This window comes from Paenibacillus sp. DS2015, assembly GCF_050433705.1.
GTDB lineage: Bacteria > Bacillota > Bacilli > Paenibacillales > Paenibacillaceae > Paenibacillus_AQ.
This window is the reverse complement of the sequence record NZ_JBNPWS010000028.1, coordinates 1-14,019: the sequence shown is the minus strand read 5'-3', so window position 1 is coordinate 14,019 and position 14,019 is coordinate 1. Positions and strand designations below refer to the sequence as shown.

The following is a 14,019-nucleotide window of genomic DNA, read 5'->3' as shown; positions in this document are numbered from 1 at the left end:
GGTAACGTTTCTTATCTGGAAACGTTACCGTTTTTCGGTTTAATCATCCCTTGGTTCCTATAAGCTCTCTAGCACAGCTTATATCTGCTATTCCTTTGTTTTGAATATGATGCTGAACCCCAACTTCATGGAATTTCTTCATGTACATATTTATAATTCGATCAAGTTCTACTGACTTTACCAAGAGCCGCTGATCTCTAACATCATATTTTTTGGCTAGGTTATTTAATTCACTTCGTCTGGACTCTAGTAATTTGTAAACTGTTATTATATCCAAAAATTACTCCCTCCTTTGTTTACTATAACAATAATACAAGTTACCAAATTATTACTTTCTAGGGTTTCTATTTTCAATTTAATCATAACTTGTTTATTCTTCTTACTTGACAATGAAAGAACCCTTCGAAAAAATCCGAAGGGCTTCTGTAGAAGTCATATTCAATCACGAAATTAAGTATGTCCAACGCCATGATTTAATGGTTTTACAACATTTGAATTGATTGGTGATCCGATTAGAATAACGCTACTTAAGCTAAGAACTACAACTATTGAAGCTACCAATGTTTTCATGATTGCATCCTCCTTTTATAATTCTAGAATACTGTTTCAATTCTTCTTCAGTAGCGAATCTCCTATATCTATCAAATAACGACATAGAATCAATAACTTCGCTCTTTCTGTTTATATTAGCATTAATTGTTATACTTTGTAAAGTATGTCTAATACCTTCTCTATATCTCATTTTAGTGAAATGGTATATTGCAATTTGGTAACACAGATCCGCATATCTTACTCTATTATAAACATTAGTGTAACCATTACTTAAATCTGAGAAAGGGTCTTTTTCATATTCAAGAATAGCATCGTTAAACTGCACTAGAATATCGTCGACGGAGAAGCCATGCCGGTTTACAGATTTCATAATGGTAAGTAGACCAGGCAGAATTTCTTGTGGATTGTCATGCAATAATTGAGTATACTCTGGAAGAATATTTACATTCCCCATAAGAATTTCTAATGTATATGTGTTAGCTATTGACCACATATGATATCTTTCTACTATTAAGTGTCCTTCTTGATCTAATCCCTCTATCCAGCTTAAATCCGCATAGCCAGCAACATATTTCAAGGCTTCCTTATAGCTTCCCTCCTGTTCTAATGCTACACCCTTCATTAAATAACCGTAAGCGTAATAGTTCACCAATGGCTTGTCTGTTACCAACGGTTCATCGGACCTATTTCCTAATCTTAGACGCTTCTCATTCTGTAAAACTATGGTGGAAAGGGTGATTAACTCATCCGCATATTGCTCAACTTTCTCCCACTTATTCATAGTGTAGTAGATGTTCATTAGTTCAACCAACGCATCCAACTGATAATTCTCCGGTAATCTCTTACGATAGGCAATAAACTGAAGTGTAACCTCCATACTTTGTTCCGCATCAAGCCCAATAGAAGCTCTAAATATACGATATTGGCTAATCGCTAACCTCTCAGAATGTTGATACTTCTCATTCTCGGCAACACATTTGTAGAATATAATGGATTCCTTAGTCTTCCCACTTATGTACAACCTTTCAGCGATAGAGAAAATTAACGTTAAATAGGTAAGGTTCTCCATCAACCTAGATAACACATAATCAATAGTGTCCTCTTTACCAAGCTCTGCACAGCGAATAAGAAATGAACTAATCCTTCTACCATTCGGCTTCTCATTGACGAAACATTCATCTACATACATGTTATACAATGCACCCTCATCATAGCCAAGTGCCTCTGTAATGAGATCTACCTGCCGCACTGAAATGGGCTTTGGTGGATTATTATTTAGTATTGCGCTAATCACACCCTTATTAATGCCTGAGGCTTGTCCGAAACTAGTAAGTGTATGTCCAAAGCTTTCTATATGATTTATAATTTCTGCTCGAATCGTGGTTGCAGGACTCATTCCATCACCCCTATCACAGAAAGTTCATTATATTTCACTGAACCTTATTTAGTTTATTATTCTATATAATTACAATTATACGAATAAATTGATATATGGTCAATTAATAATCTTTTAATATAACTTTAGCAAATTCGTCACAATCAGCCCCAAGGAATAGTATCCATACTAGACGAATCAAAAAACCACCAGGAAATTCTTTCCCTGATGGTTTTAATGTCTTTTTAGTTTTCTTTAAAGACAACCTTTTCTGTCTTCACTTCATTTGGGTCCTCGATAATTTCAGGATCAACTTCGTACAATTCTGAAGATTCCTTGAACCATTGGAAGACGTTCATGACAAGAACTTTAAGCATCGCATAGCCAGGAACTGCTAATATAATTCCAACCACCCCAAAAATTTTACCGGAAACTAAGATCACAAAAATAATGGTAATCGGATGAATCTTGAGCGTCTTCCCCATAATCTGCGGAGAGATAAATTTCCCTTCAATGAGCTGAACGATCGTCCAGACAATAATCATTTTGACTAGCATAAATGGAGAAGTCACTATTGCAACAATGATCGCCGGTGCAATAGCAATTGTAGGTCCTAAATAAGGGACAACACTAGTACAAGCAGCAATGATTGCTAGCACAACAGAATAATCAAGCCCTATGATAAGATATCCAATATAGAGGAGTATTCCAATACAGAAGCTCACAATAATCTGTCCACGGATATATGAACTGATCTGATGGCTCATCTCGCTCATCACTTTATGGGTACGCGGACGATATTTCACGGGAAGAAAATTCAACAAAAATTGGGGAAGCTTTTTACCATCTTTCAGTAAATACACTAGGATAAAAGGTGCAATAATAAAGGCTAGGATAAATTCGGTTACTGCTCCTACTACGTTACCAATCCCTTTAAATGTGCTATTAAAGAATGTGGCTACTTTTGCAGAAATATCTTGCGTAATATCTAGAACGTTAACACCAACATTTTGCTGTATTTGCGAGAATAAATCACTACCGAACCAACTCTCAAATAACTCTTGTGCCTCTTTACTATACAAAGGAAAATTCTCGATCAAGCCCATAATTTGTTCACGAACGACGGGTATAATCTCAACAATTAGAATCGTGATTAGACCCATAATAAGAACATAGACAAACAGAATGGAATATCCCCTCTTCACCTTATGACGTTCCAATATATCGACGAGAGGATTAAGTAAATAATACGCTACCGTGGCTAGAATAATGGGTACGGATACTGTTGCTACTATAATTTTAAGTGGCTCAAATACATATGAAACTTTGGTGAAGACTAGAATAATTAAACCTATCATCAATAGCACAAATAAGAAGGTTATATGTTTCTGTTGAAGTAGCAATCTGGATCGCTTTTTCATCCCGTTTGGTGCTTGACTCATCGGCATCGGCTTCCTTCGTAAGTTTATAAATTCAATTATAACTTATTTGATCCCTTGGATTCCAACTTTAAACCTATTTCGCTTACTCCATCTTGATCCGTGTCACATATTCATTGAATGTTTCCGCGTTACATTCTTACCCAACTCAACCGGATGGTCGTTCCTTTACCGGGAGTCGATTCAGCAGTGATTAGGCCGCCCATTGCCTCAACTAACCCTTTGGAGACCGCCATTCCCAAGCCTGAACCGAATGTAGTAGAGGCCGTGTCCACGCCACGATAGTAACGCTCGAACAGATTTGCTGTCGTGATCTCGTCCATGCCCTTACCGTTATCCGTGAAGAGAATAACCATGCCCTCCCCCTCTTTCTCACTTAGTGTAACCGTAAGTTGCGTATCGGGTGAATTGTGAAGGAGTGCGTTTGCTGTTAAATTGTATACAATCCGCTCAAGCCAAGGCGTATAGAGGTGCGCCATTACGTCTCTTTGAGCAGTGTTATATTTAATTCTTCCTTCACCATATACAGGGTTAGCAGCCGCCTGAACTAATGTATTTCCAAGCCAAACATTCATCTCAACTTCTTCCATCATAGGCGGATGGATACCCGTCTTCATTCGATAGGTGATGGCAAGATCACTAATTAGTGTATCCATATGTTCAGACTTCTCCAGCATAATAGCCGAGAATTTACGAACTTCAACCATCGACCATTCGTATGTATCCTCAACCATCAAATGGGCATACCCCTTAATGGAAGATAGAGGCGTTTTCAGATCATGGGTAATACCTGTAATCCATTCCTCACGCAAGGTGTCTGTGTGCTGACGTAGATCCTGATCACGTTTCAGAATACCTGACAGCTTATCCATGGCGAACATCACATTAGCAAATACGCGGTATTTCCCTCTCCATTTACCAGATCCTTTGCGGCTTCTAGGATGTCCCTTGCGGTCTTTTGGCTCCTCAAAAGTTGCCTTCCCTAGTGAATCCAGCCATACCTGCATATGAAGTATAGGTGTACCGAATCGATGCGCATTCAATAAAGAGAGTAGGGCAAATATAACTAAGGTAGCGGCGAGCATACCAGCAATTCCGATAAAGACAACACGTGCTTCTTCAGGTATAAACGATTCTTTACCAGAGTAGACGCCTCCATTAAATGGCAATCCTACTACCCATGTTACATCTTCCTCTTCGTCGTAGAATGTAGCGATCTTGAAGCCATATCTTTCGTCATACTGTGCACGTAGCGCTAACTCTTGAATGCTATATTGCTCCGGTACGGAAGTTGGCCTGTTAAAGGATGCCATTTGCATGCCTCCGGAATCTAGCAGCTGAACATAACCTCTTAGCCCGCTGATGCGATTTGCTACCTCTTGTGGAAGCACAAGCTTCCCATCGGACACAGTAGGATTAGCTTCACTAACTGTCCTCATAAGAGGTTCAATCACTTTAGGAATCCCATATAACAAAGTGTAAAGTCTCCCGTTCTTTTCTTGAATCCATAGATAAAGCTCATATGGAAATTCCCTTTCACCTCTCCAATAAGCGATCAGTTCACCCGGTGCATATTGCTTAGGAAGATCGGGCGGCGTATTGAAGGAACTCTCCAATCCACCCATTTCGTCCAGGCTTTGAAGCCATCCGTTGTTCTTTTTTACCTGCTCCAGTAGTTGTGGGTCGAAGGAGATGCCATCCACCCCGAACTCTGAGGATTCTACGAGACGCTCCAATCCGACGGATGCAAAATTATTCGACATAGAAATGTCAGCGAATCGCTGCAACACCCACAATACGGTAATTGCTGCTATCACCAAAATGATCAAACCCGCAATGGCTGAATGCAGTGCGAATCTCAGCGTTAATCGGCGTTTTATATTCATGTTGGATAGATTCTCCTAGGATTCTCATGTACAAGCTTATAGCCGAGTCCTCTTACATTAACCAGAAGTGTGGGCCTCGAGGGTTCAAGCTCAATGCGCTCTCTGATTCGATGAATATGCACCATTACTGTATTATCATCACTAAGCGTCTCCTCACCCCACACATATTCATACAGCTCACTTTTCGTAAACAATCGATTCGGATTTTTGCATAAAAAAAGCAGCAATTGAAACACCAGTGCTGGGCATGGAACGATGTCCCCTTCTACCCTCAACTCACCGGCCGCTTCATTCACTTGAAATCTACCATAATCATACAAGTTAGTCCGTCCGCTCCATTGATCCTTACTAGCTTCCTTTAAAGGTTCCGCACCGCCCGTGTAACCAAGATATCGGCGAAGCTGCGATCGGATCCGAGCAACCAATTCAAGCGGATTGAATGGTTTCGTTATGTAATCTTCACCACCAACAGCGAAACCTGTCAGCTTGTCAAAGTCAGATATTCGTGCAGAGAGGAATAGAATAGGAGCATTCGTCGTTTCCCGGAGGAACGGACACACCTCGATTCCACTTCGTCCCGGTAACATGACATCCAACACAATCAGATCATATATTTTAGCTTGGCATGCTACGATTGCCTCTTCACCTGTTCTCACAGAATCAATATGCGTGTAGCCTTCTTTATGTAGTACCGTCTTTATAAGCTCCACGATAGATTGTTCATCGTCAACTAATAGAATGGAAGCATCATTCATACCCGTTCCCCTTTCAATCCCTTTATATACCATTAAGCATAACATGATTTCATTCGCTAGAAACAGATACCGTAACTTAACAGAACCTTAATTCGACTCTGTAAATTTGAGCTAAAAGTTAAGGAAGTGTTAATACAGCGTTACACAAGCGACAATACTAAGAAGATACAATAAAAGAGCAGTTATGATATTCATTGAAGTAGAGGGGGAATAAGAGTGAGAGACAACTATCATCGTTTTATCAATCATTCCGGCAATTATAGTAGAGTATTATTGGGCACATCCGCTCTGGTTTTTCTGTTATCCGCTTGTGGAGGAGAGAAAGTAGTGAAGACTAACTCTAATCCCGCTTCTTCGAACGATCAGAAGTCCACGACAGCATCAACCTCTCCGATTGAATCGCAATCTGTCGATACCCTAAGCACATTAATCAAGCCTGAGGAGCTTCCACAAGCAATGCTTAGCGGGAATTACAGCGGTATTTACGCTCATTTCAGTGCTAGTTTCAAGGAGCAAGTTAGCGAAAGTAGTTTTGCAGATATGGCTTCAACATTTACACATGGAATACAATCCTTTCCACCCTCATCTGTTATGCTACTAAATGGTAATGAACGACGGGTTTGGATAAATCCAGCTGGAGACAAGGGGATCATGGCATTATTTGACGACAAGGGCACGATATTGGGGTTGCAAATTATGGGGCTAGCGTCTTACCCGGAAACAGATAAGAAGAAGACTTACACTGTCTTTGAGCTACCTTTTCATGGAGATTGGTATGTGTTCTGGGGCGGTACGAACGTAATGGATAACTACCACTATGAGCATGAGAGCCAACGTTATGCCTATGACTTCGTCCAGGAGGTCGACGGTGTCTCCTATATCGGTGAACCGCTGAAGAATGAAAGCTATTATGCCTTTGGCCAAGATATTATCGCTCCGGCAGATGGAATCGTCATAACAGTTGTGAACGATATTGCGGATAATGAACCTGTGGGTGTTATGAACGAAAAAGAACCTGCTGGGAATGTAGTCATCATTGATCATGGTGGGGAATACAGCTATTTGGCACATCTTAAGCAGGGCTCTGCTACAGTAAAATCAGGCGATCACGTGAAATCGGGAGATGTCATCGGGCAGCTCGGTAACTCAGGCAATTCCAGTGAACCACACCTTCACTATCAGGTATCGGATGGAGCAGATCTCTTCGCTTCCCAGTCACTAAATATACACTGGAACAATGATCTTAATCCTGTAAAAGGTCAGACGATCCAATCTCCCATATAATCTGCGCAAGCGATCATTAGAATCGCTGTAACCGAATCGTTAGATTACACAACACTCGTCATTTATCACCATGGAAATAGAAAATACCCCTCCAAGTCTACTCACTCCCTCATGAACTTATGGGGGTTTTTGAGTATTCAACTTAGAGAGGATCAGCCCACATTTGTGGTTTTCCTATACCGGAGTCATGCTCTTATGCTTTCGTATCTGTGTTCTTGGACTTAAATAATTCTCCAATTGCGCCGAGGCTACCCAGCATTTCAACAGCGTTACTAGGAAGGAATACTTTGTTAGCCGGTCCTTTAGCGATCTCACCCAGTGCTTCAAATGACCGATATGCCAGTACATTCTCATCGAGACCCGCTTCACGCAAGAGCACAATCCGTCTCTTTTCCGCTTCAGCAACCGCTTCTATCGCTTTTGCCTCACCCAGTGCTTCAAGCTCTTGTGCCTGACCTAATCCCTCTGCTTGGCGAATACGAGCTTCCTTATCCCCTTCAGCCTTCAGAATCTTACTCTGCTTGTCGCCCTCTGCCCGCAGGATCATATCCTGCTTCGCAGCCTCAGCTTCTAGAACGATGGCACGTTTACTACGCTCAGCCTTCATTTGCTTATCCATCGCTTCTTGAATATCTAAAGGAGGCTGAATATCAATAACCTCAACCCGTTCAATCCGCACGCCCCACTTCTCAGTAGCTTCATCTAAGGCTAGACGAATATCGATTGATATCTTCTCGCGACCTGATAAGGTTTCATCAAGTTCCATCTTACCGATAATCTGACGCATTGTTGCCGTTGATATATTACGTACACCATACACATAATCTGAGATACCGTAAGTAGCCTGTTCAGGTCCAACCACTTGATAGAAAATAATCGTGTCAATCTGAACCTGTACATTATCTTTAGTGATTACGGTCTGTGGAGGTACATTCGCCTGTTGAATCCGTAAGTCATGAAAAATTCTGACGTGATCGATAATCGGAATAAGAATATTTAACCCTGGATTAAGTAGACGGTGAAATTTACCCAATCGTTCTACAACGCCAACTCTTTGCTGTGGTACAATTTTTACGGTAAGTGCAATGAATACTACAACAATAACTAGAATAATAATTGCAATTATGAACCCCATTAAGAAACGCCTCCCCATTTTTGTACTTCTATGATTGTATTGCCTCGATGTGTAACAATGACCATCTGACCCAGCGGTAAAAATTCATGTGAAGATGCTGTCCATGTTTCATTACCAATTTTCACAATACCGTACTTTCCTTCAGGTATTTCTTCGATAACTAGACCCTGCTTGCCAACCAATTCATCAATAACATCTTTGAATCCTCTAGAATTACGAATTTGCTGAGTTAATGGCTTCGTAAAAAGGGTAAGTAGGATAGCAACAGCACATCCAGAAAGCGTCTGAATTAGAAGTAAATCCGGTACTAGAAAGGCAACAACCGCAGCTACAAAGGCTCCAACACCAAGCCAAAGTAAGTAAAAGGTTAGGGTTAACATTTCAACGATAAACAGTACTAGACCAATAATTAGCCATATTGCCCAAAGTTCCATTCAAGTTCACCACCTTTTAAATAGTATTGAAACCGTTAACAGAAACATATTAGATGAAAAATTCGACAAAATCATTTAAAATCCCCTAGCATCTTCCGATAATTGTGTATTTATTACATTATATTCAACTATACCATGGATCATTATAGAAATGTAGAAATAGTTCCACTACATCCAAATACTCTATCCATCTATACATACTAACGTGGGCTGTTAAACATTCTTCTTTCTCAACTATGTGACGAAAAAAGCCCTGACAATATTGTCAGGGCTACATGTTAAGAGCAATGATTTACATATAATAAGGTTGTACGCACACGGGCTTAGATACCTTCACACTATGCCCTGTATAGGATAGCTTACCGCTTACTTGATCCACATTGAAAGTGACTATGTTATCCGTATCACGGTTGGCTACAATCATGTAGTCACCTTCTGGTGTTAATGAGAAATGTCTAGGATGCGCACCTTCTGTATGTACATGTTCCACATAAGTGAGTATAGACGTTGATTCATCAAATGCATAGACAACAATACTGTCATGTCCACGATTCGCACCATACACAAATTTCCCATCATTGGATACCGTAATTTCTGCGCACGTATTCTCTTCTTTAAAGTCCGAAGGCAATGTCGGAACGGTTTCTATCGTATTTAACCGACCCGCTTCTGCATCGTAAGCGAAAGATGTAATCGTCGAATCGACCTCGTTAATGACGAATGCATATTGTCCATTAGGGTGAAAAGCTAGATGTCTTGGCCCAGCTCCTGCATGAAGCTCGGTTTTACCTGACTCTACTAATTTACCTGCTTCAATCCTATAGGATTGAATGATATCTAGCCCTAAGTCCTGAACGAACAGAACTTTACCATCTGGACTAAAAAAAGAGGAATGTGGATGTGGTCGATCCTGTCGTTCTGGATGTGCTCCATGTCCTTCATGTTGCTTAACATCAAGTAGCGCGCCCACACGACCATCATTCTCAATGGAGAGGAGACCTACAGTGCCCCCATGGTAACTCACAACGATAAGATAGGGATGGTGAGGATCTCTCTGAATATGGCAGGTAGTGGATTGTATGTTGACATTTCTATTCATCAAACCTAGTACTCCAGAAGTTGGATCGATAGAAAAAGCTGCCGCCTCTCCTATCTTTGCCCCTTCAGCAGATTGAGTCTCTGAGATGGCGTATAGAATATGTTGCTTAGGATCAACATTTAGGAATGTTGGGTTCTTTAACCCCGTAAATTCGTCCACGAGAGATAATTCCCCAGTCCCTTTATCAAAAGAATATACGTACACACCACTATGATCTGCTTCTGCATAAGAACCTACAAAAACGAACATCGATTGTTTATTATTAACTGTCAATTGTAATTCCTCCTTCAATCCATTGTACTTAGCTCTATCTAACCTTCATTATAAATATAGCATAAAGATGACTCACCGGCATTTGATCGGAGCGAGTATCATGCCTCTCCAAAGAAGTAAACGGTTATTATACCATGGTTACAGAACTTCCTTGTCCCTTGAATCTTGCTATTTAAGTTTCGTTTGAAGGATCTTCATCAACGGTTAGAGTCTTAAAGTATTTCACTTTATCCTCTTCAGTAATGGACCGAATGACTTTACACGGATTGCCAGCAGCGATCACATTGTCAGGAATATTCTTCGTAACTACACTCCCTGAACCAATGACGGTGTTATCTCCTATGGTAACGCCAGGATTAACAATGACTCCGCCGCCCAACCAGACATTATTGCCGATCGTAATCGGAAAGGCATATTCTTTCCCTGAATTTCTTAGTTCATGTTCTACCGGATGACCTGCGGCAAAAAGGCTTACATTCGGAGCAAACATGACATTATCTCCAATCGTTACTTTTGCACAATCTAGAATAATACAATTATAATTGGCGTAAAAATTCTCTCCAATACAAATGTTGTAGCCATAATCACAACGGAATGGCGGCTCTATATAAAAGTCTTTACCTGTCTGTCCTAATAGCTTCTTGAGGATGCTATTACGCTGTTCTATTTCACTAGGACGTAACCCATTATAATCAAAAACTAATTCTTTGGCATGTTGTCGTTCTCCTGCAAGTTCCTCACCAAATGCTAGATACAACTTTCCATTTAACATTTTTTCTTTTTCAGTCATTTTCAATTCTCCTTCATTTCCCTACTGAGCATTGACCTGCTTACGCCAAGCTTCAATATCTTTATTGAGATCCTGCACATTCCCAGTTGGTTCCTGATTGTCCACTAAATTATAGCGACTCTTCAGTGATAATATTCGATACACACTTTCATCAATACGCGATTCCGAAATGGTTCCGTCCTTCACACTTTGCAGCAAGGTATCAAAGATCAGCTTCGCACTGTCATAACTATGTGCAACAAGTAATATATCGCTTCCCGCCTTGACGGTATCAATCGTTACATCATTCAGTTCAAAGTTCTTCTCGATTGCACCCATGCTTAGATCATCTGTAATCACAACACCCTGATAGTTGAGTTCCCCACGCAGATGCTGACCGATAATGACCTCAGATAGCGATGCCGGCTTGTCGGGATCGAGCTTAGGGAATAGAATATGCGCGACCATCACCGCTTCCACATCTTCTTGTACAGCAGCTGCAAAAGGAATCCATTCCAACTTCTTAAGCTGATCCAACGACTTGTTCACCACAGGCAAATCGAGATGAGAATCAACAGAAGTATCACCGTGGCCAGGAAAATGTTTGACAACAGGAATGACTCCCTCACTTCTTAATCCCTTCATCTCAGCAATACCCAGTTCCGCAACCTGATTCGCAGAGCTTCCAAATGAACGATCTCCAATAACGGGATTATTCGGATTACTATTCACATCAAGTACAGGCGCAAAATTCACGTTAAACCCAGTTAAGAGAAGCTCCCGAGCGAGTAGCTTACCCATCGTCTCTGCCAAATCTGCACTCTTCGTCTTTCCCACGCTAGCGTTAGATGGAATGGAGAGCAGTTCTTTCGGCATCCGACTGACTTGGCCGCCTTCCTGGTCCACACTCATGAATAGAGGCACAGGGTTACCTGCATTGGCCTGCTTCAAAGCTTTAACAAATTGTACTGTACCTTGCAGGTCGGAGACATTGTTGGAATACAGAATGATTCCACCAACCTTTTGTTCAGCAATCATCTGTGTAGCTCTCGCGTCGAGTTCGGTACCATCCACTCCTGCAAGGATCATTTGTCCAACCTTCTCTTCTATAGACATCTTGCCCATTTTCAAAGTAATCGGATCTTCCTCTTCTATTGGTGTTACGTTGTCTCCATTAGAATGATTGATTGAGTTGCCTCCAGTTTCGGGAGTTGTAGTTCCCGCTTCTCCCTGGTTTGGTGTTGTAGATGGTGATGGGGCTTGGGAAGAGCAACCCGCTATAAGTAACAAGATCATCATCAGCATAACCACCAAGTTAGTAACTGAGCATTTAGGTCGTTTATGGTTTAACATGTCGTCAGTATCCTTCCTTCCTGGTGTTGTCTATTTCATTTAAGCATAACCTTTTACTAATAATCACGTGAAATTCGGACTCAGGCTTACATTATCATAGACAGGCTACTTTTGAAAATAAAACACGAAAAAGGAGCCACACTTGGGCCCCTCATTTCGTTATTATCCTCGATGAACTCAACCTCATCTCAAAGTCTTCAACGTTTCTGAAGTAAAAGGTACGATCTCGGCTGTGCGATCGTCTCTGATTTTGGCTACCCATTCAGGGTCACCTAATAATACTCGCCCCACAGCAATTAAATCAAACTCCCCATTCTCCATCCGTTTAACTAGTTTATCGAGATTGACATCACCCTGTACCTCATTCTCTGGTAGAGCACTACTCCCAAACTCTGAATCCAAACCGACCGATCCGACTGAAATCGCTGGTTTACCGGTTAACTTATGCGTCCAGCCTGCAAGGTTCAGATCTGAACCCTCAAATTCCGGAAGCCAGAATCGCCGGGTTGAGCAGTGAAATATATCTACACCAGCCACCGACAACGGAGCCAAAAAGCGTTCAAGCTGCTCAGGTGTCTGTACTAATTTAGCCTCGTAATTTCTCATCTTCCACTGTGAAAACCGAAGTACGATCGGAAAGTCAGGGCCCACGGCACGACGGCATGCTTCAATGATTTCAACGGCAAAACGGGTTCGTCCTACCGCATCCCCACCGTAACGATCAGTACGACGATTGGTATGCTCCCAGAAGAATTGATCAATCAAATAACCGTGTGCTCCATGAAGTTCAATGCCATCAAATCCGATCCGCTTGGCATCACTTGCCGCTTGCGCAAAAGCTTTAATCACTTCTTGAATCTCATCTTCTGTCATTGGTTCGGTCACTTGTTCACCAGAGATATCGTAGCCTGAAGGGCCAATTGGAAGTGCTTCGAGGTTCGGCAGATCGCCCTTACGGCGTGCCATACCTACATGCCATAATTGTGGCATGATCTTCCCACCTGCTTCATGAACCGCGTTCACTACCTGAGACCATCCGTTTAATGCGTCTTCGCCATAGAAGAGAGGGATGCTTGCTCCGCTTACTGCGGCTGGATGATTGATCGCCGTACCTTCCGTAATAATCAGCCCTACTCCATTCGCTGCACGGCAACGGTAATAGTCAACAACGTTCTGACCCGGAACTCCCTCTGGAGAAAATCCACGTGTCATTGGCGCCATTACGATGCGGTTAGGAAGAGTAAGGTTTCCTACTTCGAATGATTTAAATAAAACGGATATTGTCATAGATCAGAAGCTCCTTTTTATTCAGATTAGTTATGTCATCATTAATTCATTGTTATCCTATTGTATAACTTATTCGGTTAGAATTCAAAATTTCACATCCTAGGCAGGCATCGATTATCAAGAATAATAGTGATCCTTCGCGATTCGCACGGTCGTTTTTCCCCATAAAAATATCCCCTTCTAGCTCATCCATTCCCTCATAATTATCACGGAGGTTGAATGTCTACTCTAAGGGGATAAAGCATTGTATACGATTCTACATACAAATACCTTCAATTTATTTACTCAACTTTCGCAGCTGGATTATCAGCTTAAACCCTTAAGACCGTAAGAAGAAATCAATAAATTTATCCGTATTGACAAAAACACCTCGCTTGT

General features: G+C 41.3%; 12 protein-coding genes. 1 reads left to right on the top strand and 11 read right to left on the bottom strand.

The window, feature by feature from the left end; genetic code table 11:
* Window positions 1-43: 43 nt before the first annotated feature.
* From J2T13_RS19925 to J2T13_RS19905, 5 genes are all read right to left on the bottom strand, one after another.
* A complete protein-coding gene (locus tag J2T13_RS19925) occupies window positions 44-277 on the bottom strand; it encodes a Spo0E family sporulation regulatory protein-aspartic acid phosphatase (protein WP_429374116.1) in 234 nt (77 codons plus the stop codon).
* A gap of 255 nt (window positions 278-532) precedes the next feature.
* A complete protein-coding gene (locus J2T13_RS19920) occupies window positions 533-1,948 on the bottom strand; it encodes a DNA-binding protein (protein WP_429374115.1) in 1,416 nt (471 codons plus the stop codon).
* Between the two features lie 224 nt (window positions 1,949-2,172).
* Entirely contained in the window at window positions 2,173-3,369 is a 1,197-nt protein-coding gene (locus tag J2T13_RS19915; RefSeq protein WP_429374114.1) for an AI-2E family transporter, read from the bottom strand.
* A 128-nt stretch (window positions 3,370-3,497) separates the two neighbouring features.
* On the bottom strand, window positions 3,498-5,252 hold the full coding sequence (locus J2T13_RS19910) for a sensor histidine kinase (RefSeq protein ID WP_429374113.1): 1,755 nt from the start codon (window positions 5,250-5,252) through the stop codon (window positions 3,498-3,500).
* Window positions 5,249-6,007, bottom strand: coding sequence for a response regulator transcription factor (locus J2T13_RS19905; RefSeq protein ID WP_429374112.1), 759 nt, complete (start codon window positions 6,005-6,007; stop codon window positions 5,249-5,251). The genes J2T13_RS19910 and J2T13_RS19905 overlap by 4 nt, the downstream gene beginning before the upstream one ends.
* Window positions 6,008-6,223: 216 nt before the next feature.
* Between J2T13_RS19905 and J2T13_RS19900 the strand changes: the two genes are divergently transcribed.
* The gene (locus tag J2T13_RS19900; protein ID WP_429374111.1) at window positions 6,224-7,291 is read left to right on the top strand and encodes a peptidoglycan DD-metalloendopeptidase family protein; all 1,068 of its coding nucleotides are present in this window, start codon (window positions 6,224-6,226) and stop codon (window positions 7,289-7,291) included.
* A gap of 193 nt (window positions 7,292-7,484) precedes the next feature.
* On the opposite strand, the gene J2T13_RS19895 is transcribed toward J2T13_RS19900, so the two are convergent.
* The 6 genes from J2T13_RS19895 to J2T13_RS19870 form a co-directional block, all read right to left on the bottom strand.
* Window positions 7,485-8,426, bottom strand: a complete 942-nt coding sequence (locus tag J2T13_RS19895; RefSeq protein ID WP_429374110.1) for an SPFH domain-containing protein — start codon at window positions 8,424-8,426, stop codon at window positions 7,485-7,487.
* Window positions 8,426-8,860, bottom strand: a complete 435-nt coding sequence (locus J2T13_RS19890; RefSeq protein ID WP_429374109.1) for an NfeD family protein — start codon at window positions 8,858-8,860, stop codon at window positions 8,426-8,428. Before J2T13_RS19890 ends, J2T13_RS19895 begins: the two co-directional genes overlap by 1 nt.
* A 292-nt stretch (window positions 8,861-9,152) precedes the next feature.
* Window positions 9,153-10,208 carry a lactonase family protein gene (locus tag J2T13_RS19885; protein ID WP_429374164.1) on the bottom strand — a complete coding sequence of 352 codons (1,056 nt, stop codon included), beginning with the start codon at window positions 10,206-10,208 and terminating at the stop codon, window positions 9,153-9,155.
* A gap of 196 nt (window positions 10,209-10,404) precedes the next feature.
* Window positions 10,405-11,022: a sugar O-acetyltransferase gene (locus J2T13_RS19880; RefSeq protein WP_429374108.1), complete on the bottom strand. Its 618-nt coding sequence runs from the start codon at window positions 11,020-11,022 to the stop codon at window positions 10,405-10,407.
* Window positions 11,023-11,043: 21 nt separating this feature from the next.
* The gene (gene nagZ / locus J2T13_RS19875; protein WP_429374107.1) at window positions 11,044-12,300 is read right to left on the bottom strand and encodes a beta-N-acetylhexosaminidase; all 1,257 of its coding nucleotides are present in this window, start codon (window positions 12,298-12,300) and stop codon (window positions 11,044-11,046) included.
* 237 nt (window positions 12,301-12,537) lie between these two features.
* Window positions 12,538-13,641 (bottom strand): NADH:flavin oxidoreductase, encoded by a 1,104-nt coding sequence (locus tag J2T13_RS19870; protein ID WP_429374106.1) that lies wholly within the window; start codon window positions 13,639-13,641, stop codon window positions 12,538-12,540.
* Window positions 13,642-14,019: the final 378 nt, after the last annotated feature.

What these genes read in the sequence shown, in the direction of transcription:
- J2T13_RS19880 (WP_429374108.1), bottom strand. Translation starts at nt 11,022, where the DNA reads ATGACTGAAAAAGAAAAAATGTTAAATGGAAAGTTGTATCTAGCATTT.
- J2T13_RS19920 (WP_429374115.1), bottom strand. Translation starts at nt 1,948, where the DNA reads ATGAGTCCTGCAACCACGATTCGAGCAGAAATTATAAATCATATAGAA.
- J2T13_RS19890 (WP_429374109.1), bottom strand. Translation starts at nt 8,860, where the DNA reads ATGGAACTTTGGGCAATATGGCTAATTATTGGTCTAGTACTGTTTATC.
- J2T13_RS19870 (WP_429374106.1), bottom strand. Translation starts at nt 13,641, where the DNA reads ATGACAATATCCGTTTTATTTAAATCATTCGAAGTAGGAAACCTTACT.
- J2T13_RS19905 (WP_429374112.1), bottom strand. Translation starts at nt 6,007, where the DNA reads ATGAATGATGCTTCCATTCTATTAGTTGACGATGAACAATCTATCGTG.
- nagZ (WP_429374107.1), bottom strand. Translation starts at nt 12,300, where the DNA reads ATGATGATCTTGTTACTTATAGCGGGTTGCTCTTCCCAAGCCCCATCA.
- J2T13_RS19915 (WP_429374114.1), bottom strand. Translation starts at nt 3,369, where the DNA reads ATGAGTCAAGCACCAAACGGGATGAAAAAGCGATCCAGATTGCTACTT.
- J2T13_RS19910 (WP_429374113.1), bottom strand. Translation starts at nt 5,252, where the DNA reads ATGAATATAAAACGCCGATTAACGCTGAGATTCGCACTGCATTCAGCC.
- J2T13_RS19895 (WP_429374110.1), bottom strand. Translation starts at nt 8,426, where the DNA reads ATGGGGTTCATAATTGCAATTATTATTCTAGTTATTGTTGTAGTATTC.
- J2T13_RS19885 (WP_429374164.1), bottom strand. Translation starts at nt 10,208, where the DNA reads ATGTTCGTTTTTGTAGGTTCTTATGCAGAAGCAGATCATAGTGGTGTG.